Below are 26,945 nucleotides of genomic sequence, written 5' to 3'. Positions count from 1 at the left end.
ACCTCACGCACAACCGTCATCCCCCGCGAAAGCGGGGGATCCAGTACGCCGCAGCTTCTCGCTGAATCTCCGGCGCCTCTGGAATACTGGGTCGTCCGGTCAAGCCGGGCGACGACAGCGGAGTTATAAAGCATGATCGAAGCCGCCGAAGCCGTTCGTCCCTCCCCCACCGCCGTCCCCGCGCCGCCCCTCCTCGCCGTGCGCAACATCGAGGTGGTCTATGACGACGTCATCCTGGTGCTGCGCGGGCTCAGCCTCGACGTGCCCAAGGGGGCGATCGTGGCGCTCTTGGGCGCCAACGGCGCCGGAAAGTCGACCACGCTGAAGGCGATCTCGGGGCTGCTCAAGACCGAGGACGGCGAAGTCACGCGCGGCGAGATCCTGTTCGAGGGCTCCGCAATCGCCGGCATCGATCCCGACAAGATCGTCCGCCGCGGCATCTTCCAGGTGATGGAAGGCCGGCGCATCGTCGCCGACATGACCTCGCTGGAGAACCTCAGGCTCGGCGCCTTCACCCGCAGGGACCGCGAGGTCGATACCGACCTCGACATGGTCTTCAACTATTTCCCGCGCCTGAAGGAGCGCACCGGTCTCGCCGGCTATCTCTCCGGCGGCGAGCAGCAGATGCTGGCGATCGGCCGCGCGCTGATGGCGCGTCCGAAGATGATCCTGATGGACGAACCGTCGATGGGCTTGTCGCCGCTGCTGGTGAAAGAGGTGTTTTCTATCATCCAGAAGATCAACCGCGATCTTGGCGTCACCATCCTCTTGGTCGAGCAGAACGCGCGCGCCGCGCTGTCGGTGGCGAGCCACGGCTACATCATGGAGCAGGGCAAGGTCGTGCTCGACGGCACCGCGGACGAATTGCGCGACAACGAGGACGTCAAGGAATTCTATCTCGGCGGCGCCGGCGACCAGCGCAAGAGCTTCAAGAACCTCAAGAGCTTCAAGCGGCGCAAGCGCTGGCTCTAAGCCAATACCTGCTCCGCTTCCGTGACTGCGCAGAGAACATGATAGAACGACGACGCAGGAATGGTGTCGACCAGCGATTTGCCGTCGCGATCGAACTGGTCGTACCAGCCGCCCCTCACGGGATGGCTGAGATAATGCCGTTCGAGCCGCACCAGCGCCGCGCGCGCCTCATCCGCCGCGCCCGCCTCGCCGGATTCGGCCTGCGCGATCCACGCCTTCGCCATCTCGGTCTGCGGCCACAGCCGTCGCGTGTCGCGGCGAATGTCGCCGGCGGCATCGCCCTCGTCGACCAGGCAGCCGGTCGCCTCGTCGCGATAGCGCAGCGCGGTCGCCAGCAACTCGGCGCGCCGCTGCCCGGTCGGGCATCCCGTGATGCGCTCAAAACCTTTCAGCAGCCACACCCACTCCGCCTGATGGCCCGCCTCGACGCTGACCGGCTCGATCTTCGACCAGTCTTCCTCGAAATACTCCGTCAAAATGCGCTTCTGCTTGTCATAGAGATTGGCGAGGAACAGCGCGAAGAACTCGCCGGCACGGTTCTGGAACGGCAGATCGTGGGTCGCGTCAAAACAGGCGATCATCGCCTCGAACAGATGCATCTGCGGATTCTGCCGGCGCGGCAGCGACACCGGAAGACCTTCGTGAACGCCGCCATGCGGCGAGCGCAGATGGCCGTCGAGGAAGGCGAGCAGCGCATCGATCTCGGCGCGAACCTGCGCGTCCTGGTCGAGCGCATAGACGGCCGCCAGCGCAAACAGGATGAAGGCGTGATCGTAGGCATCGCGCCGCGCATCCAGCACCGCTCCTTCCGGCGTCAGACGGTGCACATAGCCGGGCTTGCCGTCGGGCGCCTTGGCTTTGCTGAGCAGGTGCTCCAGCCCCTTCAGCGCGATGGCGCGCCCTTCGGGGTACCAGCCCATCTGCGCCGCCTTGGCGTAGCACCAGATTTGGCGGGCCTGCACGAACACACGCCGCGGCGCGGCGCTATCAGCCGTGCCGTCGCGGTGCAACCGGTCGATGAAGCCGCCTGCGGCATGGTCCCAGCCGACGGTCGACCACAGCGGCAGCGCATCCTCGATCATGCGGCGCTTCAGGCGCGCGACGACATCCGCCGCAATCATTCCCTCGTCCGCCATCGCGTCCTCTCTAGGCCGAGCCAATCGCCGTCTGATACCCATGCCGGCGGCGGCGCGCAACGGATGCCAACCCGGAAAGACCAGCCATGACCGCCCATTACGACGCCCGCGAGACGCGCGAACCGGCTGCGCGCGAGGCCGAGCTGTTCGCCCGCCTGCCGGAGGTGCTGCGCAGTGCGATGGCCGCGCCGGCCTATGCCGAGCGGCTGAAAGGCACAGATCCCGCCGCCGTGACCTCCCGGGCGGCGCTGGCCGGCCTGCCCGTGCTGCGCAAATCGGAATTGCCGGCCCTGCACAAGGCCTCCCAGCCGTTCGGCGGCTTCGTTGCGGCGAGGCCGGGTTCGTTCGCCCGTCTTTTCACCTCGCCGGGGCCGATCTTCGAACCGGAGGGTCGGCAGGCCGACCCCTGGCGCGGCGCCCGAGCGCTGTTCGCAGCCGGGTTCCGTCCTGATGACGTCGTGCTCAACACCTTCAGCTATCACCTCACTCCCGGCGGCTTCATCTTCGATGCGTCGGCGCGCGCGCTCGGCTGCGCGGTGATCCCGGCGGGCCCCGGCAACACTGAGCAGCAATTCGAGCTGATCGAGGCCTACCGTCCCGTCGGCTACAGCGGCACGCCGGACTTTTTGAAGATCCTGCTCGACGCCGCAGCGGCTGCGGGCCGCGACGTCTCCTCGATCAAGCGCGCGCTGGTCTCGGGCGCGGCCTTCCCGCCCTCGCTCCAGGCCGAGATCAAGGCCCGCGGCATCGACGCCTATCAGGCGTTCGGCACTGCCGATCTCGGTCTCATCGCCTTCGAGACCGAGGCACGCGACGGCATGGTCGTGAACGAGGATCTGATCCTGGAGATCGTCAAGCCCGGTACCGGCGACCCCGTCGCGGACGGCGACGTCGGCGAGATCGTCGTGACCTCGCTCGACCCGCACCATCCCTGGATTCGCCTCGCGCTCGGCGACCTCACCGCCGCGCTGCCGGGCCCGAGCAAATGCGGCCGCACCAACATGCGCATCAAGGGCTGGATGGGCCGCGCCGACCAGACCACCAAGATCAAGGGCATGTTCGTCCGCCCCGAGCAGATCGCCGAGATCGGCAAGCGCCATTCCGCGCTCGGCCGCCTGCGCCTCGTCGTCACGCGCCAGGACGAGACCGACGCGATGACGTTGAAAGCGGAAACGTCGGCCGCGAGCGATGCCTTGCGCGAGGAGATCGCCGGCACCTTGCGCGCGGTGACCAAACTCGGCGGAAATGTCGAGCTGGTTAGCCCGGGCGCGCTGCCGAACGACGGCAAGCTGATCGCGGACGAGCGCTGAAGATCGAGCCGAGGCCGCTATTTGGTGCCGATCGCCGCCCATGACATCTGGTTGACCCATTCGGTCCGCACGTTCTTCAGCCCGGCCCCTTCCATCAGGCTTTGGACCGTCTCGCGGCGCCAGTAATGCGCGATGCGCGGCAGCATCTGGTCGAACACGATCGAGCGGATGTGCCGGAACGAGAACGTCCGCAGCAGGTCGAAATAGGCCAGCCGCCCGACGCCGAGGCGGAGCAGCAGCCACAGCACGGCGGCCGGATAGAGCGAGAGATGGTGCACGAGCCCGATCGGCAGGCGCGAGAACAGCGCTTTGCGCACGGGATCGGCGAAGCGGACGATCCATTCATTGTTCTCGTAGCCGTAGACCCAGATCAGCACGCGGCCGCCGGGCTTGGCCGCCTTCACCATCTGCCGCAGCGCCAGCTCCGGGCTCTCGAGATGATGAATGACGCCGATCGAGAATGCGATGTCGAAGCGGTCCTCGAAGCCGATGTCGAATGCACTCTGCTTCAGCACGGTCGCGTTGGGATATGGCGCGAGGTTATCGCGCGCGACCGCGAGCGAGCCGTCATCGATGTCGATCGCAGTGGCTTCGCGCGCGCCGTATTTCAGCGGCCACAACGAATTGCGCCCGGTGCCGCAGCCGACGTCGAGCGTGCTCATCCCCTTCCAGTCGTCCGGTCCGAGGAACGGCGTCCATTTGCGGAACTGCGTCTCGTAGTCGGCACGGATCTCGTTGTAATGGCTCCATTCGTAGCCGAAGCGCTCGGACGAGCCGGTCGGCTTGCTCATGCCGGTGCTGTTCTCGCTCATCAGAATCTTCCGGTTGGGGCAACGTGCGCCTTCAGCCGCGCCAGGCTGTCGCGGATTGCGGGCGGTAACGCACGGACGACGCGCTTGCGCAGGCGGAACCAGGACGGCGACAGATCGGCAATCGCAACGCTGTCAGGCACGCGTGTGGCGCGGATCGCCGGGTCGAGCGCGGCCTGATGCTCGCGGCGGACATAGAGGACAATGTTGTAGCGATACCAGAACGAGATGCGGTGATCGCTCATGACCTGCGGCCGGACGAAATCGTAAGGGTCGAAGCCATGCTGCGCCAGCCGCTCGCGCCAGAAATCGAGCGGCTGCTCGTTGACGTGATATTCGCCGCCCTGCCCCGGCACCGCCGCGGAGAACAACAGATATTTGTCGGCATGCGTCACGAGGTTCTGCACAAACTGGTCGGCGAACTGCGCCTGGACGTGCTCGGCAACTTCGAGCGATTGCACCAGATCGAAGCGGCGGGACAGATCCAGCGGCCGCGACAGGTCGGCCGGCGTGAACAGCTCGCGCGGAATCTCGAGATCGTCCTGATTGACGTAGTCGCCATCGACGCCCCTGATGTCGGCGACGCCGGATGCATGCCAGACGCTCAGCCAGCCGCCGCCGGCGCAGCCGATGTCGGCCACGCTTGCAATCGGCAAGGCGCGGAGCAGCAGCGGAATGATCTCGGAGGCGGCGTAGTGCGACGACACGGACGCGTAGTCCATGAACTTCTCGTCGTACTGGCGCTGCGTGGCTTTCTCCGTCATGCACCGACCACCTTCAGATAAGCGACGTCGTGCATCGGCCCTTTCAACACCCGGGTGCGCGCGACGCTCGCAGCGCGCGACACGGTCGCGACGAGGTCCTCCAGCTTGCGCGGAAACCGGCCGCGATCCATGCGGAAGAACATCTCCTTGGCACGATCGCGCGGATCGACCGGCAGAATGGCGTCGATGATGTGAAACGCGCCGCCCGGCCTCGCCACGCGCAATGCCTCCAGCGCCATCGCCCGGAGCTGCTCGCCGTCGAGATGATGCGTGGTCGCGACCGAGATGACCTGGTCGAACGAGGCATCCGGGAACGAGAGTTTTGTCGCGTCCATCGCGATGAACTCGCCGCCGGCGCGAATCCGCCTTGCGGAAGCGATGTAGTCGGGATTGATGTCGATGCCGACATAGTTTCCGGGAATGAGTTTCCGCGTCGCGCCGGTGCCGCAACCAAGATCGAGGATCTTTGTCTCTGCGCTCAACGGCACTTCCTCGACGAGCAACTGCGTATACCGGCGCACGGTCGGCTGGCCGATGAACTGGTTGAGATCGTAGACGGCGGGCAGCTCCAGAACCCGCTCCAGCGCTTTCCGCAACATCCGGTCCTATCCCGTGGCTACAGGGTGGCGAAAGGCCTGGAGGCCGAGCCAGACCCACAGGGCGATGGCATGGTTCGAACGCCTGTTGCGGTGTTGTTGCCACAAATCGGAGACCTCTGCGAGGTCGATGCCGGCAATTTTCTCCAGCGGAATGCGCTGAGGAATTTCCCGGAGCCAGGCAGCAAGCGGGATGCCGAACCCCTTCTTGGGCCGGGACACCAGATCGGCCGGCATCTTGCGCGCCAGCACCTTCTTCAACAGGTATTTTCCGACGCCGTTGCGATATTTGTACGCGGTCGGCAGCCGCGCGCTGAAATCGACCAAGTCGTTATCGAGGAAGATCGCGCGGGTCTCCAGCGCATTCATCATCGCGGCCCGATCGACCTTGGTCAGAATACCGTCCTGCAGATAGAACTGGGTGTAAAATTCCAGCGTCTTCTCGACAAGGCCGAGGCCGGGAGACGCGTTCCACAGCGCCAGCGCCTCCTCGTAAAGCTCCTCGGTCTGGATTCTCTCGCCGAACAGCCGCTCGATCTCCGGCGGGGCGAGCGGACCGAGCCAAGTCGGGTTCCACAATTCCGGACCGTAGGACAGCCCGGTCAGCGTGCGCTTGAGCTTGAAATCCAAGCTCATGTTCCGGGTCGATACCGGCAGCCTGCCCGCTACGCCCCGGATGATGCCGTGCAGAACGCCGGGAACGCTGCCCTTGTAGATCGATGCCGGGCGCAAGGCATGGAACGGATCGTAACCCGCAAACAGCTCGTCGGCACCGTCACCGGACAGTGCCACCGTCACATTCCGGCGCGCAAACTTGCACAGCAAATAGGTCGGCAGCAACGACGAATCGCCGAGCGGCTCGCCGGCCTTGTCCAGCAACGCCGGGATGATGTCGCGCGCCTGTTCCAAATCGAGCTTCTGCTCGTTATGCAGGGACTCGAATATTCCGGCGACCCGGCTTGCATGCGCGGACTCGTCGAAAGAGCGCTCGTTGAAGCCGATCGTGAATGTCTCGAGCCGACCCTTGCCAACAATGTCGGTTGCGGCGGCCAGCACCGCGCTCGAATCGATGCCGCCGCTGAGGAACACGCCGAGCGGCACGTCGCTGATCAGCCGGCGACGCACCGCCTGTGTGACGAGATGATCGAGCTCGTCGACGAGATCCTCCTCCTTGCGCGACGACATCCCCTCGTCGGGCGCGAGCGCAAACTGCCAGTATCGCTGCGTGGTGACATTGCCGGAGCGGAGATCGAAGCACAGCCAGGAGCCGCCGGGCAGCTTCGTCGCGTGGCGATAGGGCGTCCGCGGCGCCGGGAAGAAGCCGTAGGCGAACAGCTTCTGCAAGGAGCGGATGTCGAGCGCGGCGTCGAAGTCAGGGTGGCTTGCGAGCGATCGCAGCTCACTGGAGAAGGCGAAGAAGTTCGCACCCCTGGCATAGAACAGCGGCTTCTCGCCGAACCGGTCGCGCGCCAGAAACAGCTGGGACTTCTCGCTGTCCCAAATCGCGAAGGCGAACATGCCGTTCAGCCGCCGCGGCAGGTCGTGGCCCCACTCCTCATAGCCGTGCACGAGAACTTCCGTATCCGAATGATCGGAAGCAAAGCGGTGGCCGCACCGGATCAACTCGGCGCGAAGCTCGACGTGATTGTAGATCTCGCCGTTGAAGATGACTGCGACCGTCGCGGTCTCGTTCCACATCGGCTGCGCGCCGCCGGCGATATCGATGACGGCGAGCCGCCTGTGCCCGAGGAAGACGCGATGGGTCTCGTCGGCGTGGTAGCCGGCCCCATCAGGCCCGCGATGCGCGAGCGCGTCCGTCATCGCGCGGATGTCGCCGATATCTCCCGCACCGCAGAATCCTGCTATGCCGCACATCTCGTCAGATATCCCGTTGACCGGTGCTTGTTGCCGCCTCGCCCTTGAAATTGATCAGCTCGCGCACGAGATAGGCCCGCGCGCCTTGCGATTCGTAATAGGTGCGCACCAGCATCTCGGCGACGAGGCCGAGCAGAATGCTGATCATCCCGACCAGGAACAGCAGCGCAGCGAGCAGCGGCAGCGGCGTCTGGATCAGCGAGATATGGGCGACGAAACGCAGCAGGATCGCGAGCGCGATGGTCGCGAAGGCGGCGATGATCGAGATCAGCCCGAAACCGCCGAACAGATAGATCGGCTTGGCGAAATAGCGCCGCAGGAACATTACGACGAGAAGATCGAGCACGACCTTGAAGATGCGCTCCAGGCCGTAATTGGAGGCGCCGAACTGCCGCGCGTGATGGGCGACGGGAAGTTCCGTGATGCGCGCACCCTGCCACTCCGCATAGATCGGGATGAAGCGGTGCATCTCGCCGTAGAGACGAACATCGCTCACGACGCTGCGGCGGTAGACCTTCAGCGTGCAGCCATAGTCATGGAGCTTGACCCCCGAGACGCCCGAGATGAAGCGGTTGGCAACCCGGCTGACCCAATTGCGCTTGAGCTCGGAATCCTTGCGCTCCTTGCGCCAGCCGGAGACGACGTCGAAGCCCTCGTCGAGCTTGGCCAGCAGCCGCGGAATGTCGGCGGGATCATTCTGGAGATCGGCGTCGATCATGACCACGATGTCGTTCGAGACGTGATCGATGCCCGCCATCAGCGCGGCGGTCTGGCCATAGTTCCTCCGGAAATCAACGACCTTGATCTCGGGATGCGCCTGCGACAGCGAACGCAGCAGCGCAAGCGAGCCATCCTGGCTGCCGTCATTGATGAGGACGATCTCGAAGCGGTTGGGAAGCGGCCGCAGAACGGCCATCAGCTTCTCCACGAGGATGGGAAGCGACTGTTCCTCGTTGTAGACGGGCACGATGACGGAAAGGCCCGGGGGAGTTTGTTGAGTCATAGCCTATCGCGCCCAACCTGTTCCTGCTCCGCGACGGTGAAACGGCGCGGCAGCGGCGATGACGTCAGCCCTTGGAGAAATACTCGTCAAGGCCCTTGCCTCCGAGATATGCCCGCCTGAGCATCAGATAGTACCACGGAGTCTCGGTCTTGGAGAACGACCCCTCGTCCGGCGCATAGTGCTGATCCAGCACCTTCTCGAACACCCGAGCTTCGGCCACGACGGCAGCCGTCGGGGTCCACGGACCCTTCCACTTGATGATCCCGAGCACGAGCATGAGGCAGGACACCGCCACCAGCGCCTCGCGCGTCGCGGTCGGCCGCTTCGCCAGGACCCAGGGCGAGGCCGCGTAGATCAAGCCGGCGAAGACCGGCAACTGGAACAATCCGACGTAGCGCGGAAAGAGTTCCGACCAGAGATAGATGACGCGGAAAACCTGGTCGTTCCGCGCAACGACGAAGCAGAGGATCACCACCGCCACCCAACCGAGCAGGATGACGACGGTATCCGCCACCGGAAGGGACAGACGATCGAACCAGCGCGCCCTGAAGCGATCGACGATCGACCAGAGCGAGGCGACCACCGAACGCAGTTTCGGCATGGCAAAAACCAGGACCGCAAGCGCGAGTGGCACGGCCAGGATCATGGCGATCTCCACCCAGGAGAATCCCATGATCGACAGCATGCGCTCGCGCAGGGCGGTGAGGATGACCGCGAGCAGGATCGGGACCATGCAGGCCGGACGCAGGAGCTCCCTCGGCCGCGAGACGAGATCGCAGGCGATCATCACGCCGAGCAGGATCGGTGCTTCACTCTGATGCACGAAGCTCACGGCGATCGGCGCCCAATAGGCCGCCCCGCCGCGTCCCGACCAGCGCAGCGCATATGCGGCGAAGGCGATCATGGCGCAGAGGCAGCGGGGGAAAACCGAGAAAGGCGAGAACGCCCCTGTCGGGTTTATCCAGGTATAGAGGCCGAGCCAGAACGTACGATGCAGGGTGACGAGCGGCGCCGGCGGCGCCGGCGTCTGCTGATACAGCGACCACGAAATGTTGGGCGGCGGCACGGCCATATAGAACAGCGCAGCGATTGCGATGGCGCCGAACAGCGGCAGCACCAGCGGTCCCCTGCCCGCCCAGAACACGATGAGCAGGCACAGACAGCCGAGAGCCGCGCCTGAGAGCACCATGCCCCAGCGCAGCGCAGTGAACAGAAACTCGGGAAAATCCCGCGCCGGATCGGTCATGCCGAGCGATTGCTGCACCTTCCCGGCGTAGTAGATCGAGAGCGAGGTGAACGGATAATTGTTGCAATAAGCGGCGCGCATCCTGGCGCGATAGACGTAGTGGTCGTTGGCCGCGGCCGCGATGAGGTGCTCGACTAGCTTGTCCTGCTGGTCATGCGAGACCTGCCCGGCCTGCTCGGCCCCGCACAGATAAAGATACAGGAGATCCTTGTCGAAGCGGATGCCGCTCTCACCGATGCGCCCGTTGATCCCGGTCCAGACCACCAGGGACAACAACACCGCGATCAGGGAAGCGAGCGTGAATCGCCGCGTTGAAGCCACTGCATCTGCCATCATTGTGCGCGCCGACGTCCCTCTCGCCTTAGTTGCGGGCGCGACAATATCGACGCTCTCCCGCACATTCAACTGACATTCTTTCGCGTGCAAACACGGCCAGGAACCGACGCGGAGCGCGAAGCCGATATTGCCGACAACTGCGGCGCATCGCCATGCAGCCGGCAGCGCGACGCGGGCTAGCGCAGGCTCAAGGCCCGCTCTCGCGCCGCGGTCCAGACCTCGCTCGGCAAGTTCGGATTGAGCGGACTGGCGTTGGGACGATAGACCTCCTCGATCGTCTGCGTCGAAAGGTGATCGATCGCGCGCAGGGCAAGACCTGCTTGAGCGGCCCAGGCCAGCCACAGGCAGAACAGCGGCACTATGGGCATCGCCGCAAACCGCCTGCACAGCTCGTCTGTTGCCATGACCAGAAGGAAGCCATAGGCCAGCGCGGGAAGCGCCAGATGCCGGTCGCGTGCATAGGCGTAGGAGAAGACGGTTCCCCCGATGGCGACGATAGCGAGGATGACGAAGACGGCACCGTGCCTGCGATAGGCCGCCGCGGCTCCGGCGAAGATGACGAGCGTGGACGCCGCCTCGATGACGACTTCGCGGTTGATGCCGCCGACGATCTGTCCCCACGCGGTGGCCCGGAACAGAATCGCGGCCACCTGCGCCAGGATGTCATAGGCATAAAGCTGATAGACGGCGCCCGAAAACATCTGGCGCCTCTCGGCGCCCGTCAGGAAGCTGAAGAAATAGCCACCATCCTCGTCGAAGGCCGAAAGGCCCATCGACGGTCCCAGCACCAGCGCGCGCATCGCGAAGTAGCCTGCGATGACGGCCGCAAACGCCAGTGCCGATCTCACCGGCAGCGACCGGACGAAGTAGATCAGGAAGGCGGTCAGCGCCAATCCGTTCTCCTTCGACAGGAGCGCGACCGCGAAGGCCAGCGTGCAGATGGCGAGCTTCCGGTTCTCGGTCAGCGCCGACGTGATCGCGATCAGCCCGACCACGAAGCAGACGAGAACGATCACGTGCGGAAGCTCACTGAGCCACGCCATCGAACCGGTTATGAACGGCGAGCCGATCACAAAGACCGACAGAAGGAAGATCGTCTCCAGGCGAAGCTTGAGCTGACGCATCAGCCGCAACGACAGCCAGAGCAGGAGAAGCACGATTGCGAACTGAACGTAGCGGTACGGACGCGGATCGAGACCGAAAAACACGTACTGGATCTTGAGAACGATTTCGGCGGCCGGACGATAGAAGCTGCTCTTGAGCATCCACGCGGGTGACAGCAGCAGGCTGGAAAAGCTGTCGCCGCGCAGCTTGTTGAGCCAGATCAGATCGTCGATCGCCTCGAACGGCTGGCGCAGCAGGATCGCGAAAAGCAGCGCCAGCAGCAGGACGGTGCCTGCGCCCATTGCAAACCTGAGCCAGGGCGTGAGCGACGACCACTTGCGATCCGTGACGTCGAGACCGAGTGCCGACACGTCAGGTCCCGGCTGATTTCGACAGCCGATAATTGCCGAGATAGAGCACGTCCAAACCCGAGCAAAAATAGGTATGCAGCGCCTCCAGCGGCGCGTTCACCGTCGGCTGCTCGTTGATGTTGAGGCTGGTGTTGATCAGCACCGGCAGCGAGGTCGCTTTCTCGAACTCGCCGATCAGGCGGCTGTAGAGCGGGTTGCTGTCGGCATGGACGCTCTGGATACGCGCGGTGTTGTCGACATGGACCACTGCCGGCATGGTTTCCGCGACCTTCTCGTTGACCGGAAACGTCACCACCATGAAGGGCGCGTCGAACGTGTCCTCGAAATACTCGGCCTGGCGCTCGTACAGCACCGACGGGCAGAACGGACGGAACTCCTCGCGATATTTGATCGTGACGTTGATGCGGTCCTTCATGCCGGCATGGCGCGGATCGGCCAGGATCGAGCGGTTGCCGAGCGCACGCGGGCCGTACTCCATCCGTCCCTGGAACCAGCCGACCGTCTTCTGATCCGTGAGGTCGCTGACGCAGCGCGACACGGGATCATCGAGCAGCTCGAACTTCGCGCCGATCTTGTCCAGCGTCTCCCGGATCGTGTCGTTGGAATATTCCGGTCCCCAATAGGCATGGGTCAGCGGCGCGATCGCGTAGCCCGCCTCGGCGCATTTCATCATCGCTGCGCCCAGCGCCACACCCGCATCGTGCGGCACTGGCGGAACGTAGAGACGCTTCACCGACGGCTCGGCCGCGATCTCCATGTTCATCTTGCAGTTCAATCCGACGCCGCCGGCGATGCAGACATCGCCGCAGCCGGTCTCGGCAATCGCGGAGCGGATCACCTCGGTGGCGACGATCTCGAGCTGCTTCTGGCCGCTGGCGGCTATGTTGGTCAGACGCTGATCAAGCGGCGCGCCGCGCAGCCGCCGCGGCCCCAGAATCTCCTCCATCTTCTCGGTGAAGATGCGCTCCTGCCGCGTCGAGAAATCACTGGTGAAGATCTCGGCATCGCGCCGGCGCTTGTCGAGCTCGGGATCGAGCTCGTAGTTGAGGCCGTTGGGCCGCAAGAGCCTGGCGAACTTGTCGAGATATTCGGGGCTGCCATAGGAGGACAGTCCCATGACCTTGTACTCGTCATTGGTCATCTGATAGCCGAGATACTGCGTCAGCATCCCGTAATAGAGACCGAGACTGTTGTGGCGGCCGAACCGTGTCAGCACGCGAAAATCGTTGCCGCGTGCATGGGCGACGAGGCCGGAGCTGGAATCGCCCGAGAAGTCGAAGCAGGCCACCGTCGCCTCGGCAAAACCGGAGCCGTAGAATGAGCTCGCGGTATGACAGAGATGATGGTCGTAAAGCTCGATCTTCGGGCTGTGGCCGAACTGGTACTTGAAATATTCGGTGAGACGCTGCGTGTAGTTCGTATAGGTCTTCAGCGGCGAGCAGATCCAGTCGACGTCGCGCATCGTCATGCCGGCCTGCTTCAGGCAGAAGCCGATCGCCCCGCGCGGCAGCTCGCCGCGCGCATGCTTGGCCAGCGTGAAGCGCTCCTCCTCGGCGGCGGCAATCAACTCGCCGTCGCGCAACAGCACCGCCGCGCCATCATGATGGCCGTGCTTGATCCCCGAACTGATTCCGATCACATACATGTCGTGTAGACCCCTTGGGAGCCTTCTATAGGAACTGAGGGCAATGTAAATCGCGCGCGGCCCGCTCCTTCTCGGGGCCAAGACCGGCCCGTTTTCCCGAAGCGGAACGGCCTCGATCCGGCGGCATTTTGCGGGAGCGCCCCGCCTTGCTTCCGGGCAGGCCACGATGTTATGCCCTGCCAATGGCAACATTGGCCGGACGGCTCTCCGCGGATATCAAGGGCACCAAATACCTCCGGTTTCGGACCGGTCAACTGGCATTGATTCCATGAGCGCCCCACCTGGCAAACCGAGCTTTGCCGCAGTGGTTCCGCTGCGCGGCGGCTCGAAATCCATCCCCGGCAAGAACATCAGACCGTTTTGCGGCGCGCCGCTCTGCGCCTGGACGCTGCGGGCGCTGCTCGACTGCGACATGGTCTCGCGCGTCTTCGTGTCGACCGACAGCGAGGAGATCGCCGCAGTGGTGAGGTCGATCGATTCCCGGATTCTCATCCACCCCCGCCCAGCCCATCTGGCGGCCGACAGCTCCACGACCGAAGAAGCGATCTACGACCTGATCGGCGCCTGCGACATCACGGAAAAATATCTCCTCACCGCGCAGGCGACGAGCCCGCAGACAACGCATCGGGACGTTTCGGCGGCGATCTCCCATCTGGCGGCGAGCGGCGCGGATTCGCTCGTCACCTGCGTCAGGACCCGGCGGTTCTTCTGGAATGACGACGGCACGCCGATCAACTACGATCCGGCGAGGCGCCCGCTGCGCCAGCAGTGGAAAGGCACGCTGATGGAGAACGGCGCATTCTACATTTCGACCGTGGACCGGCTGCGTCATGGCAGCGCGCGCCTTCACGGCAAGATCGCCGTCCATGAGATGGATGAGAGCACGAGCATCGAGCTCGACGAGCTCTCCGACTGGGAGGCGCTCGAAGCCACGTTCCGCAGGAACATCGCAGGATGATCATCGACAGAGATCTTCAGAGCTATCTGGTGCACGAGGACGCCTCCATCCAGGAGGCGGCGAGCAAGGTTGCGGCGAACCGGCGCGAGATCGTGTTCTGCGTCGACGGCAGCGGCCGGCTGCTCGGCAGCCTTTCGAACGGCGACATCATCCGCTGGATCGGCGCGGGCGCCGCGTCCGGCGTGCAGGCCGCCGTCGGCGATCTCTGCAACCGGCGCGTCCGCAGCGCCGTCGCCGGTGACCGCGAGACCGCCAATCGCCTGCTCCGCGAGGTGCTCTACGTGCCGCTGGTCGACGCCGAGCGCCACGTCGTTGGCGTCGCCCGCCAGCGCCATCCCGGCGAAGGCATCAGCATCGGCAGCCGCACCATCGCGGAAGAGAATCCGACCTTCCTGATCGCGGAGATCGGCAACAACCACAATGGCAGCCTGGAGGCCGCCTTTGCCCTGATCAAGGCGGCCGCGGAGGCCGGCGCCGACGCCGCCAAATTCCAGATGCGCGACATGGCCGGCCTCTACGGCAAGCGCACCAAGGGACAGAGCGAGGACCTCGGCACCGAATACGTGCTCGACCTGCTCGACCGCTTCCAGCTCAGCGACGAGGACCTCTATCGCTGCTTCGACTATTCGGCCTCGCTCGGCATGGAGCCGCTCTGCACCGCCTTCGACGTCAACAGCGCGGACAAGTGCCGCGCCTACGGCTTGAAGGCGATCAAGACCGCGTCCGCCGACCTGACCAATCACGAGCTGCTAAGGCATATCGTCGACCAAAGGATTCCCATCATCTGCTCGACCGGCATGTCGACCGAGGACGAGATCCGCGAGACCGTGAAGCTGTTCCAGACGTCCGGCGCGGAGTACGTCATGCTCCACTGCAACTCGACCTATCCAGCGCCATTCCGCGACATCAACCTGAAATACATGCTGCGCCTGCAGGAGCTGTGCGAGAGCGTGGTCGGCTATTCCGGGCACGAGCGCGACGTCTTCGTGTCGGTCGCGGCGGTGGCGATGGGCGGGCGCCTGATCGAGAAGCATTTCACGCTGTCGCGCGACCAGGAAGGCAACGACCACAAGGTTAGCCTGCTGCCGCACGAGTTCAAGCGCATGGTCGAAGGTGTGCGCCAGGTCGAGGACTCCCTCGGCAGCGTCCTGCCGCGCATCCTCAGCCAGGGTGAGAAGGCCAACCGCATTAGCCTCGGCAAATCGATCTTCGCCGTCGATGCCATCGCAGCCGGCGCGACGATCACGCGGGAGATGATCGAGATCCGCAGCCCGGGCCAGGGCCTGTCGCCGAACCGCATCGACGAGGTGATCGGCCGGAAGGCGCCGCGCGCGATCCCGGCACAGACGCCGCTCTATCCATCAGACATTTCGGAGCTCGGCGGGCTCGCGGCCGGTGGAAAGATCAGCTTCCGCCGCCCCTGGGGCGTCCCGGTGCGCCATCGCGACGCCGACAAGCTGATCGCGGCGATCGCCCCTGACTTCGTCGAGTTTCATCTGAGCTACCGCGACCTCGGCATCAACGATGCTGACTTCCTCGCCGCCAGCTATCCGTGCGGGTTGATCGTGCATGCGCCGGAGCTGTTCGAGGGCGACCACGTGCTCGATCTGACGATACCGGACGATGCCTATCGCACCCGCTCGATCGCGGAGATGAAGCGCGTCATCGCCAAGACCAAGGCGCTGGCGCAGCGTTTTCGCAATGACGGCCCGGTCGGCATCATCTGCAATGTCGGCGGCTTCTCGTCAACGCGGTTCCTGACCGCGGAAGAACGGGCCGTGCGCGAGGCTCATCTGCGTGCCAGCGTCCGCGAGCTCGCCGATCCCGCGGTCGAGCTCTGGCCGCAGACCATGCCGCCCTACCCATGGCATTTCGGCGGCCAGCGCTATCACAATCTGTTCGTCTCCAGCGCCGACATCGCGCGCAGCTGCCGCGAGCTCGGGGTCCGCATCTGCTTCGACACCTCGCATTCCCAGCTCGCATGCACCGAGAACAGCTGGTCGTTCGACGAGTTCATGGAGGAGATCGGCTCGTTCGTCGCCCATGTCCACATGGCCGACGCCCGCGGCGTCGACGGCGAGGGCCTCCAGATCGGCGAAGGCGAGATCGACTTCGGCAACGTCTTCCGGGTGCTGAACCGGCAGGCGCCGCAGGCCTCGTTCATCCCGGAAATCTGGCAGGGACACGAGAACGACGGCGAGGGATTCCGCATCGCGCTGCAACGACTCGCGGCTTTCGAGAACCGCTGAAATTCGCGATTGTCGCAGCATTTTCATGCTGAGCCGCTAGGCCTTTGATCGACTTGCACCCGCCACTGGAACGACATAATGCTGTTGCCGGGTGGCGCTCGGGGCTTGCACGGGAAGTTCGATGGATAATCTGACGCCAACGACCGCACCGGACGCAACGGGCGTCCTGAGGTATGTCGGCTCGCTGGTCGGACCGTGGCGTTGGCTGATCGGCATCGCCTGCCTGCTCGCCGCCGGCCTGACCTTGATGCTTTTCCGATCCGCTGGCGACGTGCCGGCATGGACCGGAAAGACGATTGTCAAGATCGGTATGGTCCCCGGCGCCGAATACCTGCTTCAGGAGAGCGGGGCGCCGCTCGTGCCGATCGAGTCAAATCGCAGCTTGGTTGCCCGCATATCCGATCCGACCTTCGTGACCAAGGTCCTCGGCGGCGCGAAGTTCGAGCCGGCGATGGCGGCTTTCTCGCGAAAGCTCGCCGCATCGAGCCTGCGGGCGGTGGCGCTGGAAGGCGACCGCAACGTCGCCGTCGAGGTATCAGCCGGCTCGAGCGCCGACGTCGAGGCGGTGTTCCGCTCGCTTGCCGACGAGATCAATACCGCCCATGAAGCGATCGGCCAGCGCCGGATCGATGCGCTGCGCGCCAATCTGACGGACATGCAGCGCAGGGTGGACTTCATCGAGAAATCCATCGTCGAGCTCGGCCCGCGCATGTTGAACATGAGCCGCGAGGGACGCGATCAGTCCGGCCCGCCGGTTCTGGTCCCCAATCTCGCCGGGGCCGCCGAATTCTGGAGCAAGCTGAGGGACCGCGTTCAGCGCAATACCAACCTGCTCGAACTCACCGAAAAGACGGTCGTCTACGTCGAACCCGGCAGCTACCCGCGGACGGAACGTTCGATCGGACCGGAGCGTGCCGCGATCCTGACCGGCCTCGCCATGCTGGTGGCCATGGTGACTCTCGTCATCGTGACCGCGCCGACGCGACGATTTCCGAAGTAGATACGAAAGAATCATAGATAGTTCTGTCATTTTCTTTACTTCTATGCCCGGGGGAAGGGCCTTTGAGTGCGACCGCGGCATTGACCGATCAGATTGGAGTGATCGCCTGCGGGCTCGCCTTCCTGCTCTGTTGTCTATACCTGGCGGCGTACCGGCCGATCATTTTCATCTCGTTCCTCTTCATCATCTTCACGCTGGTGTGGCGCACATGCTCAATGATGTTCATTGACGTCGCCGGGCCGATTTATTCATCTCAAACCTTCCTCTATGTCGGCCCGGGCACGGTCACGGGTGTGCACGTGCTGACCTACTTCGTCACGCTGATGCCGTTTTTCGTGCTGTTGCGGCCCTCCCCGGTTCTGGCCTGGATGGAGGCAGCCGATCAACGTCCCGCCGCGTCCGGCATGCTGACCCTCTCGGACCTGACGTTCTACGTCTCGGCCCTCTTCCTGTTATGGCTGTTCGCCGACCTCATCCGCCACGGCACGATTCCGCTGCTCTCGCACATGGAGCGCTTCGTCTACACCGCGGAGTATGCCGGCTTCGCGCATCGCTGGCTGATCCTGTACGGCAACTTCCTGGCGTTCTGGTGGGGCGTGATGTTCGCGGCGGAGCGGCTGCGCAACCGCAGGCTGGACGTGCGCTATCTCGCGCTGCTGGCCGTGCTCGTCCTCTACATGTTCGTGACCGGCAATCGTTTCTCGGCCTTCTACAGCTTTGGCAGCTTCTTCCTGACGCCGCTCGCGGCGGTCATCGCGGTCGTCGCCGGGCCGCGCTCGAAATTGGCCTTCGCCTATCTGCGTCGCTTCCTCGGGCGGCGGGAGCTGATCGGCCTCGGCGCAACCGCCGCGCTGCTGATCGCCGTCGCGGTCGTCGGCATCTACAATAATCTCACCAACGTCCGGGGCTATCAGGGTTCCGAAGTCAGGGCGCAGTTCGTCGAGCGCGCGCTGGTGCAGCCGGGCGAGCTCGGCTGGCTGTCGTATCAGCGCGTGTTCGAGTTCGGACAGTGGAATCCCTATCGCGCGTTCGACTTCCTGTTTCAGCGGCCGATCGCTCCCGACAAGAACACGACGCCGCAATACCTCATGCTGACCACCATCGGCGAGCCGCGGACGCTTGAGCACATCACCGACGGATTCCAGTTCGCCGGAGGGTTCCCCGAAATATTCTTCGAGCTGTTCGGGCCCGTCCTTGCCTGGCCGTTCCTTGCCGCAACCGCCTTCCTCACGGCGGGCCTGACCGCCCTCATCGTCAAGGGCACGATCCAGGGCCGCTATGCCTCGACGTTTTTCGCGATGTACGTGCTGTACGGTTTCTACGTCATGTACATCGGGGGCATGCTCAATTTCGTCACCGTCTCCACATATTGGATGAAGGTCACAGCCCTTCTGTTGGCCGTGCTGCTCGAGACCCGCCTCGCCCGCTCCGGCCTGCCATTGCTGCCCTGGGCGCTGTTTCCAATGAAAAAAATCCGGCTCCGGGCGCGGGTTCCGGCGGCTGAGGCATAGTTGCGAACGAAGCCGCAGCGATCTCGATCGCCTACGAACAACCGCAGATAGAGGCTGGACCTTGTACGCCTTGCAACGGGGGCTAAGTCTCGGTAAGAGACCGGGAAAACGGGCCTACGGGTCGACAGGATGAGCATGACGGTAAATGGCGCCGGGACGGCCGCGGCGAACGCATCCAGCGGACGGAAATTGCGGGAGTTTGTCGGCCGGTTCCTGATTCCGAGATCGCCGGTGCTGCTCTCGCCGTGGCGGTATTTCAACCTGCTGCCGCCGATTTTCGCATTACGGTTCCATTCCCGCCGACTGTATTGGCGGCTGACCGGCCATGGCCTCAAGCAACTGGTCAAGGGCGAAGGCGTCGAGAGCGGTTTCGTCGCCGAGCAGGTGCTGCCGTACAATCTCGGCAACATCAACATCATCAACCGCGGCCGAACCGAGCGTGTCATCGCCCTGCTCCGCTCGATTCGCGGCCTCAAGCTGCATAAGCTGAACGCGCTGGTGGTCGGTCCGCGCAACGAAGCCGAGCTGATGCTGCTGTCCGACTACGGCTTCGATCCGGCCAAGCTGACGGCGATCGACCTGTTCTCCTACGCCCCGACCGTGCGCCTGATGGACATGCACGATCTGAAGTTCGGCGACGAGCAGTTCGACGCCGTCTACAGCGCCTTCGTCATCACCTATAGCGACGACATCCCGAAGGCGGTCGCCGAGACCGTCCGGGTCGCAAAGGACGGCGCACTGATCATCTTCGCCTACGAGCATCTCACCAAGGGCGCGGGCAATTTGTTCGGCAAGAACAACCTTGCCAATGGCCCCGACGACCTGCTCGAGATCTTCGGCGACAAGGCGGGGCACGTTTACTGGAAAGAGGACTTCGAGAGCGAAGGCCGCTTCACGTCGTCGGTGATATTTCGCATCAACAAGTGCGGCAGCGCCGCCAGATAGCTGGCCGGGGGAGATCGGGACATGCAATCGCTTCGCAAGATCGCTTCGAGGGCACGCCTTCAGACCCGCGTCGCGATGTTCGGCAACAATCATTCGTTCGGCATCAATCTGCGCTACGCGGCCTACGCAAACAGCGCAAAGCGGAGCTGGAAGCCGTTCACGAAGGCCACCCCCGAGCAGCTCGCAACCGCCAACCGCTTCAAGCAGGACGGCTTCGCCGTACTGCCGCCGCCCTCCAAGATGACGCCCGAACGGCTCCAGGAGATCAAGGCGACGGTGGATCGCAAGTTCGCCGAGCAGAACGACGGTTTCGTCGTCAATTACGGCATGAACCGCATGGTGGACGGCCTCGAGCTGATTCCGGAGATCATCGACTTCATCGACGAGGATCTGGAGACTGCGGTCGAGAACTATTACGGCAGCCATTTCAAGATCTTTGCGGTCTCGTTCTACCGGACCAGGCCGACCCCGGACAAGCCGGACTCCAGCTTCCTGTGGCATCTCGACAATTGCCCGCGGCAGGAGATCAAGTTGATGGTCTATCTCGATGACGTCGTCGCCGAGACCGGCGCGCTCAGTGTCAAGGACAAGCCCTTCAGCACCGGACTGCGCAAGGAAGGTTTCTTCGACCGCCGCCGCATCAACCAGTTCGTCTCGCGGCTCGACGACAAGAGCTCGACCCGGTTGCTCGAGGGCCCCGTCGGCACCCGCCTCTTGTTCGAGAACGGCGGATGCATTCACAAGGCGACCTCGCCCAAGCGCGACCACCGCGACGTCGTGACCTTCGTCCTGATTCCCTCGGACATGCATTGGCGCCCGCATTTCGCGCGGAACCGCAACCTGCTGAGCACGAATGCGGGGATCTGCATCGATCCGTTCCGGGATCGGCCCGAGCATGTCGGATATCAGTTCTAGGGGCGGAGCAGCGTCCTCGCTGCGCCGTCCGGCTGTCTTCTTCGATCGCGACGGCGTGCTCAACCACGATTCGGGCTACACCTTCGAGGCGCACAAGATCGAATGGATCGAGGGCGCGCGCGAAGCGGTGAAGGCGGTCAACGATGCCGGCTATTTCGCCTTCGTCATCACCAATCAATCCGGTATCGCGCGCGGCTATTACGAGGAGCATCACGTCGTTGCGCTGCACCTCTGGATGGCGGAGCAACTGGCGCTGATCGGCGCGCATATCGACGCATTCGAATATTGTCCCGACCATCCCGACGGTACGGTCGCGCGCTATTGCCGCGTGAGCGAACGGCGCAAGCCGGCGCCCGGCATGATCACGGACCTCGCGCGGCGCTTCCCGATCGACATGACGCGCAGCATGGTGATCGGAGACAGGGACAGCGACATGGAGGCGGCGCGGGCCGCAGGCATCGCAGGCCATCTGTTCGAAGGTGGAAATCTGGAGACGTTCGTAAGGCAGCGCCTGGCTCCGGCCGCGAACGCCTAGATGTGCTCAAAAGCGCTGCATCCCCGGCATTTGGCGGATGCGGACGCTGTTCTGTTGCACGCAAGCGCCAGTGTGCTATAGCGCCATCTCGTTGCGAATACTGGCCTAATCGCCTTTGGGGTCCGGCATGGCAGATCTGAAGGACGCCCGCGTCCTCGTTACCGGCAGCGACGGCTTCATCGGTTCGCATGTCGTCGAGGAGCTGGTGAAAGCCGGGGCCCGCGTCAAGGCGGTCGTCTATTACAACTCCTTCAATTCCTGGGGCTGGCTGGATACGGTTCCCGCCGACATCATGACGTCTGTGGAGGTGGTGGCCGGCGATATCCGCGATCCGCATTTCATGATCGCGGCCGCCAGCGGCTGCACCGACGTGCTGCATCTGGCCGCGCTGATCGCGATTCCCTTCTCCTATGTCGCGCCTGACTCCTACGTCGAGACCAATGTGCGCGGCACGGTGAACGTCCTCCAGGCCGCTCGCATGGCTGGCGTCCGCCGCTTCGTGCAGACCTCGACCAGCGAAGTCTACGGCACCGCGCAGAGCGTGCCAATCAAGGAGAACCATCCGCTGGTCGGTCAGTCGCCCTACTCGGCCTCGAAGATCGCATCCGACCAGATGGCGCTGTCGTTCCAGGCCTCGTTCGACATGCCGGTGGTCGTCATCAGGCCGTTCAACACCTATGGCCCGCGGCAATCGGCACGCGCCGTCATCCCGACCATCATCAGCCAGATCGCGACCGGCAAGCGCAGGATCCGGCTCGGCGCGATCAGCCCGACGCGTGATTTCTCCTACGCCACCGACACCGCGCGCGGCCTGATCGCGGGGCTCACGGCGCCAAGCGAGCAGACCGTGGGCCAGACCATCAATCTCGGCAGCGGCTTCGAGATCTCGGTCGGTGCGACCGTCGAGATGATTGCCGACGTGATGGGCGTCGAGATCGACATCGAGACCGACGAGGCGCGCTTGCGTCCGGCCAACAGCGAGGTCGAGCGGCTCTGGGCCGACAATTCCAGGGCGCGCCAGCAACTCGGCTGGGCGCCGGAGTTCGGCGGCCTCGATGGCATGCGCCGCGGCATCGTGAAGACGGTGAACTGGTTCACCAATCCGGCCAATCTCAGCCGCTACAAGGCGGACGTCTACAATGTCTGAGGCAAAGCTGGCCGCCGCCATATCCGAATCCGCCGCCTTCGATCCCAAGGCCTTCGACCCCAAGGCCTTTGATCCAAAGGCCTTCGATCCAAAGGCCGTCGTCGATGCCGTCCGGCGCGCCGCGGGCACGCCTAACGGCGTGCTCGGCCTGCACGAGCCGGTCTTCGCCGGCAACGAGGTTTCCTACCTCGAAGAGTGCATCAAGAGCACCTTCGTCTCCTCAGTCGGCCCGTTCGTCGACCGCTTCGAGCGCATGCTGGAGGAAGTAACGGGCGCCAGGCGCGCCGTCGCCGTCGTCAACGGTACCGCGGCGCTGCACGCCTGCTTCCGCCTCGCCGGCGTCGAGCCCGGCGACGAGGTGATGTCGCCGGCGCTGACCTTCATCGCGACCACGAATGCGATCGCCTATTGCGGAGCGGTGCCGCATTTCGTCGACAGCTCGCTCGTCACGCTCGGCATGGACGCGCGTGCCCTCGCCGCGCGACTCGAGGCGATCGCCGAGCGCACTGCCAAAGGCACGATCAATCGCGAGACCGGACGCCGCATCGCTGCGATCACGCCGATGCACACATTCGGCCATCCCGTGGAGCTCGACGAGATCGCTGCGATCGCCCGCGACTGGGGCATTGCGCTGGTGGAGGACGCCGCGGAATCGCTGGGCTCGACCTACAAGGGTCACGCCGTCGGGTCCCAGGCGCGCCTTGCAGCGCTGAGCTTCAATGGCAACAAGATCGTCACCACCGGCGGCGGCGGCGCCATCCTCACCAATGACGAGGAACTGGGACGCCGCGCCAAGCATCTCACCACCACCGCGAAGCTGCCGCACAAATGGGCCTTCGTGCATGACGAGATCGGCTTCAACTATCGCCTGCCCAATCTGAACGCCGCGCTCGGCTGCGCGCAGCTCGAGCAGCTCGACGGCTTTCTTGCCAGCAAGCGCCGGCTCGCGGCAGCCTATGAGCGTGTCTTCGCGGATGTTCCCGGCGTGCGTTTCTCGCGCGAGCCGGAAAACACCACGAGCAATTACTGGCTGAACGCGATCCTGCTCGACGAGGCCCATGCGGAGCGGCGCGACGACGTGCTCACCGCGCTGAACGACGCCGGCTTCGGCGCGCGTCCGGCCTGGACGTTGATGCACCGGCTGCCGATGTTCGCGCAAAACCCGCGCGGCGATCTCGCGACCGCCGAATCGATCGAGCGCCGCCTGATCAATCTTCCTTCCAGCGCCAGCATCCAGGCCCGCGATGAGTAAACCAAACCGCAAAATCTGTTTCGTCACGGGCAGCCGCGCCGATTTCGGCCTCATCATCTGGCCGATGCGCGCGATCCGCGAAACGCCCGGCTTGACGCTCCAGCTCATCGCCACCGGCATGCACCTGTCGCCCGAGTTCGGCTACACCATCGACAACATCCGCGACGAAGGTTTTGAGGTCGACGAAAGCGTCGAGACGCTGCTTTCGAGCGATTCCGGGGTCGGCGTCTCCAAGTCGGTCGGCCTTGGCGTGATCGGATTTGCCGATGCCTTCGCCCGGCTCAAGCCGGACCTCGTCGTCGTACTCGGCGACCGCTACGAGACCTTTGCGGCGGCGCAGGCCGCCATGTTCATGCGGCTGCCGATGGCGCATCTGTTCGGCGGCGACGTCACCGAAGGCGCGATCGACGAAGCCATCCGTCACGCCATCACCAAGATGTCGCATCTGCATTTTGCCACCAACGCCGATTCGGCGCGGCGGCTGACCCGTCTCGGCGAGGATCCCGCACGCGTCTTCACCGTGGGCTCGCCCGGCATCGACTCGATCAAGCGCCTCAAACTGATGGATCGCGAAACCATCGGCCGCGAGGTCGGGATGAAGCTCGGCCAGCGCAACGTGCTGGTGACGTTCCACCCTGTCACGGTCGAGATGGACCGCTCGGTCGGCGCGCTGGATGAATTGTTCGCAGCGCTCGCCGCGCTCGATCCGGAGTTCAGCCTGTTCTTCACGCTCGCGAATGCCGATGCCGAAGGCCGCGCGCTCAACGAACGGATCAAGGCCTTCGTCGCCGGCAGGCCCAACGCCATCGCGGTCGCCTCGCTCGGACAGCTGCGCTACATCAGCCTGATGAACCAGGCCGACGTCGTCGTCGGCAATTCGTCGAGCGGCATCTATGAAGCGCCCTCGCTCAACGTCCCGACCGTCGACATCGGCGACCGACAGAAGGGACGCGAGCGCGCCGCCTCCGTGTTCCACGCCGCGCCCGATCGCGCGTCGATCTCGAAGGCGATCGCCGACGCGCTCGCGCGCGGACGGCAGCCGACGGTCAGCCCCTATGGCGACGGCGAGACCAGCCGCCGCGTCGCCGACAAGATCGCATCGATTCCGGATTTCAACACGCTGCTGAAGAAGGGCTTCTACGAGGCCGCGACATGACGCGCACGCTCATCATCGCCGAAGCCGGCGTCAATCATTCCGGTAGCCTGGACACCGCCCTCGCCCTCGTCGATGCGGCCGCCGATGCCGGCGCCGACATCGTCAAGTTCCAGACCTTCAACGCCAACTCGCTCGCCGGCAAGAGCGCGCGCAAGGCCGATTACCAGCAGCGCACCACGGATGCCGCCGAGAGCCAGCAGGCGATGCTGAAGCGGCTCGAATTGCCGCATGCGGCGCATCCGCCGCTGATCGCGCGCGCCAAGGAGCGCGGCATCGAGTTTCTGTCGACACCATTCGACCATCAATCGCTGAATTTCCTGCTCACGCTCGGCCTGCCCCGGGTCAAGATCGGCTCGGGCGATCTGACCAATGCGCCGCTGCTGCATGCGGTTGCGCGCGCGGACATACCGCTGATCCTGTCGACCGGCATGGCGACGCTGATCGAGGTCGAGGAGGCGCTGGGCGTGCTCGCGCACGGCTATGGCCGCAGCAATACGCCGCCGAGCGTTGCCGCCTTCCGCGCCGCATGGCGCGAGAGCGAATCCCGCACGCGCTTGGCCGAGCGCGTCAGCCTGCTTCACTGCACGACCGAATATCCCTGCCCGCCCGGCGACGTGAACCTCGCCGCAATGCAGACGATGCGGACCGCCTTCCAGCTCCCGGTCGGCTATTCCGACCACACCGACGGCATCGAGATCTCGCTCGCGGCCGTGGCGATGGGCGCCACCATCATCGAGAAGCATCTCACGCTCGACCGTAACGCCGAAGGGCCGGATCACGCGGCTTCGCTCGAGCCCGCCGATTTCAAGCGCATGGTCACCGCCATCCGCCAAATCGAGCAGGCGCGCGGCGACGGCATCAAGACGCCCAAGAATTCCGAGATCAAGAACATCGACATCGCCCGCAAGAGCATTGTCGCTGCGCGCGCGTTGAAGCCCGGCGACGTGCTGAGCCCTGAGGATCTCACCTGCAAGCGGCCGGGCTCCGGCCGTCCGCCGATCGAATATTGGTCGCTGATCGGCACCACGGTCACCCGTCCCTATGACGAGGAAGACCCATTATGAGGATCGGCTATTTCGGCGACGGCGTCTGGGCGCAACGCGCCTTCGCCCGGCTGATCGACGATCCCCGCTACACCATCGCCTTTGTCGCGGTGCGCTCATCCCGCCCCGATGCGACGCTGATGGCGCTGGCCGAAACGAAAAACATTCCGGTGCTGCGGCCAGCAGCCGTCAACGCGCCCGAGAGCCTTGCCGAGATCGCGACATTTGCGGCCGAGCTTCACGTCTCGATGTCCTACGACCAGATTCTGCGCGAGCAGATCCTGGCACTGCCGCCGCGCGGCACGCTCAATTGCCATGCCGGCGCGCTGCCGTTCTACCGCGGCCGCAATCCCTTGACCTGGGCGCTGATCAACGGCGAGACCGAATTCGGCATCACGGTCCACTGGGTCGATCTCGGCATCGACACCGGCGACATCGTACGGCAGATCAAGGTGCCGATCTCCGCGACCGATACTTATGCAACGCTGCTCAAGACGGCCGAGACACTGTGCGCCGACACGCTGGTCGACGCGATCTCCGACGTCTACCACGGCACCGACAAGCGCATCGTGCAGTCGACGATCGATCCGGTCGGCCTTTACTGCTGCCGGCGCCGGGAGGGCGACGAGGAAATCGACTGGAGCTCCGGCAGCGCCGCGCTGGAGCGCTTCGTCCGTGCGCTGGTGCCGCCCGGCCCGGGCGCGCGCACGATGTGGAAAGATAAATCCTGCGCCGTCCTTGCCGCCGAGCTGATTCCGGGCGCGAGATCCTATATCGGCGCCCCCGGCGAGGTGATCGGCAGAGACAGTGCCGGCATCCTGGTCAAGACCGGCGACACCTTCATCCGGATCACGCGCTGGGCAGCGGTCGGAACCGACGGCGCCCTCGGCGCAGCCCTCGTTCCGGACGCCACGCGCGGCAGCCGGCTCGGCCGAAATCTCCGGGCCGAACTGACAAAGGCCGAGGCGAAACTGGCGGCACTGGAGGCCAAACTGGAGCCCGGCCGCAGGGATTGACGTCCCCCTTCGCAGCCGCGATATAGCTGCTTTCTGATCGGGCGAGCGCCG

General features: G+C 64.5%; 23 protein-coding genes. 14 read left to right on the top strand and 9 right to left on the bottom strand.

Annotation, left to right across the window (positions count from 1 at the left end; translation table 11 throughout):
• Positions 1-132: 132 nt before the first annotated feature.
• A complete protein-coding gene (locus JJB99_RS13915; protein WP_200499283.1) occupies positions 133-972 on the top strand; it encodes an ABC transporter ATP-binding protein in 840 nt (279 codons plus the stop codon).
• On the opposite strand, the gene JJB99_RS13910 is transcribed toward JJB99_RS13915, so the two are convergent.
• On the bottom strand, positions 969-2,108 hold the full coding sequence (locus JJB99_RS13910; RefSeq protein ID WP_200499282.1) for an AGE family epimerase/isomerase: 1,140 nt from the start codon (positions 2,106-2,108) through the stop codon (positions 969-971). The genes JJB99_RS13915 and JJB99_RS13910 overlap by 4 nt on opposite strands.
• Before the next feature lie 86 nt (positions 2,109-2,194).
• On the opposite strand from JJB99_RS13910, the gene JJB99_RS13905 reads away from it, so the two are divergent.
• The gene (locus tag JJB99_RS13905; protein ID WP_200499281.1) at positions 2,195-3,418 is read left to right on the top strand and encodes a phenylacetate--CoA ligase family protein; all 1,224 of its coding nucleotides are present in this window, start codon (positions 2,195-2,197) and stop codon (positions 3,416-3,418) included.
• A gap of 17 nt (positions 3,419-3,435) precedes the next feature.
• Here the strand turns inward: JJB99_RS13905 and JJB99_RS13900 are convergent, their stop codons facing one another.
• The 8 genes from JJB99_RS13900 to JJB99_RS13865 form a co-directional block, all read right to left on the bottom strand.
• A complete protein-coding gene (locus tag JJB99_RS13900; RefSeq protein WP_200499280.1) occupies positions 3,436-4,230 on the bottom strand; it encodes a class I SAM-dependent methyltransferase in 795 nt (264 codons plus the stop codon).
• Positions 4,230-4,991, bottom strand: a complete 762-nt coding sequence (locus JJB99_RS13895) for a methyltransferase domain-containing protein (RefSeq protein ID WP_200499279.1) — start codon at positions 4,989-4,991, stop codon at positions 4,230-4,232. Before JJB99_RS13895 ends, JJB99_RS13900 begins: the two co-directional genes overlap by 1 nt.
• The gene (locus JJB99_RS13890; RefSeq protein ID WP_200499278.1) at positions 4,988-5,590 is read right to left on the bottom strand and encodes a class I SAM-dependent methyltransferase; all 603 of its coding nucleotides are present in this window, start codon (positions 5,588-5,590) and stop codon (positions 4,988-4,990) included. Before JJB99_RS13890 ends, JJB99_RS13895 begins: the two co-directional genes overlap by 4 nt.
• A 6-nt stretch (positions 5,591-5,596) precedes the next feature.
• Entirely contained in the window at positions 5,597-7,462 is a 1,866-nt protein-coding gene (asnB, locus tag JJB99_RS13885) for an asparagine synthase (glutamine-hydrolyzing) (protein ID WP_200499277.1), read from the bottom strand.
• A 4-nt stretch (positions 7,463-7,466) separates the two neighbouring features.
• Positions 7,467-8,465 carry a glycosyltransferase family 2 protein gene (locus JJB99_RS13880; protein WP_200499276.1) on the bottom strand — a complete coding sequence of 333 codons (999 nt, stop codon included), beginning with the start codon at positions 8,463-8,465 and terminating at the stop codon, positions 7,467-7,469.
• A gap of 64 nt (positions 8,466-8,529) precedes the next feature.
• Positions 8,530-10,047 carry a hypothetical protein gene (locus tag JJB99_RS13875; RefSeq protein ID WP_200499275.1) on the bottom strand — a complete coding sequence of 506 codons (1,518 nt, stop codon included), beginning with the start codon at positions 10,045-10,047 and terminating at the stop codon, positions 8,530-8,532.
• 176 nt (positions 10,048-10,223) lie between these two features.
• Positions 10,224-11,522, bottom strand: a complete 1,299-nt coding sequence (locus JJB99_RS13870) for a hypothetical protein (RefSeq protein WP_200499274.1) — start codon at positions 11,520-11,522, stop codon at positions 10,224-10,226.
• Between the two features lies 1 nt (position 11,523).
• Positions 11,524-13,167, bottom strand: a complete 1,644-nt coding sequence (locus JJB99_RS13865; protein ID WP_200499273.1) for a carbamoyltransferase family protein — start codon at positions 13,165-13,167, stop codon at positions 11,524-11,526.
• A 268-nt stretch (positions 13,168-13,435) separates the two neighbouring features.
• On the opposite strand from JJB99_RS13865, the gene JJB99_RS13860 reads away from it, so the two are divergent.
• The 12 genes from JJB99_RS13860 (at position 13,436) to JJB99_RS13805 (ending at position 26,894) form a co-directional block, all read left to right on the top strand.
• Positions 13,436-14,125: a cytidylyltransferase domain-containing protein gene (locus tag JJB99_RS13860; protein WP_200499272.1), complete on the top strand. Its 690-nt coding sequence runs from the start codon at positions 13,436-13,438 to the stop codon at positions 14,123-14,125.
• Positions 14,122-16,374, top strand: a complete 2,253-nt coding sequence (locus JJB99_RS13855) for an N-acetylneuraminate synthase family protein (protein WP_200499271.1) — start codon at positions 14,122-14,124, stop codon at positions 16,372-16,374. The genes JJB99_RS13860 and JJB99_RS13855 overlap by 4 nt, the downstream gene beginning before the upstream one ends.
• A 121-nt stretch (positions 16,375-16,495) precedes the next feature.
• Positions 16,496-17,374 carry a hypothetical protein gene (locus tag JJB99_RS13850; RefSeq protein WP_200499270.1) on the top strand — a complete coding sequence of 293 codons (879 nt, stop codon included), beginning with the start codon at positions 16,496-16,498 and terminating at the stop codon, positions 17,372-17,374.
• 80 nt (positions 17,375-17,454) lie between these two features.
• The gene (locus JJB99_RS13845) at positions 17,455-18,885 is read left to right on the top strand and encodes a DUF6418 domain-containing protein (RefSeq protein WP_200499269.1); all 1,431 of its coding nucleotides are present in this window, start codon (positions 17,455-17,457) and stop codon (positions 18,883-18,885) included.
• Positions 18,886-19,014: 129 nt separating this feature from the next.
• The gene (locus JJB99_RS13840) at positions 19,015-19,830 is read left to right on the top strand and encodes a methyltransferase domain-containing protein (RefSeq protein ID WP_200499268.1); all 816 of its coding nucleotides are present in this window, start codon (positions 19,015-19,017) and stop codon (positions 19,828-19,830) included.
• A gap of 21 nt (positions 19,831-19,851) precedes the next feature.
• A complete protein-coding gene (locus JJB99_RS13835) occupies positions 19,852-20,745 on the top strand; it encodes a hypothetical protein (RefSeq protein WP_200499267.1) in 894 nt (297 codons plus the stop codon).
• Positions 20,726-21,280 carry an HAD family hydrolase gene (locus JJB99_RS13830; protein WP_200499266.1) on the top strand — a complete coding sequence of 185 codons (555 nt, stop codon included), beginning with the start codon at positions 20,726-20,728 and terminating at the stop codon, positions 21,278-21,280. Before JJB99_RS13835 ends, JJB99_RS13830 begins: the two co-directional genes overlap by 20 nt.
• A 127-nt stretch (positions 21,281-21,407) precedes the next feature.
• Entirely contained in the window at positions 21,408-22,427 is a 1,020-nt protein-coding gene (locus JJB99_RS13825) for an NAD-dependent 4,6-dehydratase LegB (RefSeq protein ID WP_200499265.1), read from the top strand.
• A complete protein-coding gene (locus JJB99_RS13820) occupies positions 22,420-23,679 on the top strand; it encodes a LegC family aminotransferase (RefSeq protein WP_200499264.1) in 1,260 nt (419 codons plus the stop codon). Before JJB99_RS13825 ends, JJB99_RS13820 begins: the two co-directional genes overlap by 8 nt.
• Positions 23,672-24,835, top strand: a complete 1,164-nt coding sequence (gene neuC / locus JJB99_RS13815; protein ID WP_200499263.1) for a UDP-N-acetylglucosamine 2-epimerase — start codon at positions 23,672-23,674, stop codon at positions 24,833-24,835. Before JJB99_RS13820 ends, neuC begins: the two co-directional genes overlap by 8 nt.
• On the top strand, positions 24,832-25,899 hold the full coding sequence (gene neuB / locus JJB99_RS13810; protein WP_200499262.1) for an N-acetylneuraminate synthase: 1,068 nt from the start codon (positions 24,832-24,834) through the stop codon (positions 25,897-25,899). Before neuC ends, neuB begins: the two co-directional genes overlap by 4 nt.
• Positions 25,896-26,894, top strand: coding sequence for a methionyl-tRNA formyltransferase (locus tag JJB99_RS13805; RefSeq protein ID WP_200499261.1), 999 nt, complete (start codon positions 25,896-25,898; stop codon positions 26,892-26,894). The genes neuB and JJB99_RS13805 overlap by 4 nt, the downstream gene beginning before the upstream one ends.
• Positions 26,895-26,945: the final 51 nt, after the last annotated feature.

The organism is Bradyrhizobium diazoefficiens (assembly GCF_016616235.1).
Classification (GTDB): Bacteria; Pseudomonadota; Alphaproteobacteria; order Rhizobiales; family Xanthobacteraceae; genus Bradyrhizobium; species Bradyrhizobium diazoefficiens_H.
Note: the sequence above shows the minus strand (reverse complement) of the source record. Positions and strands in the feature narration are given on the sequence as shown.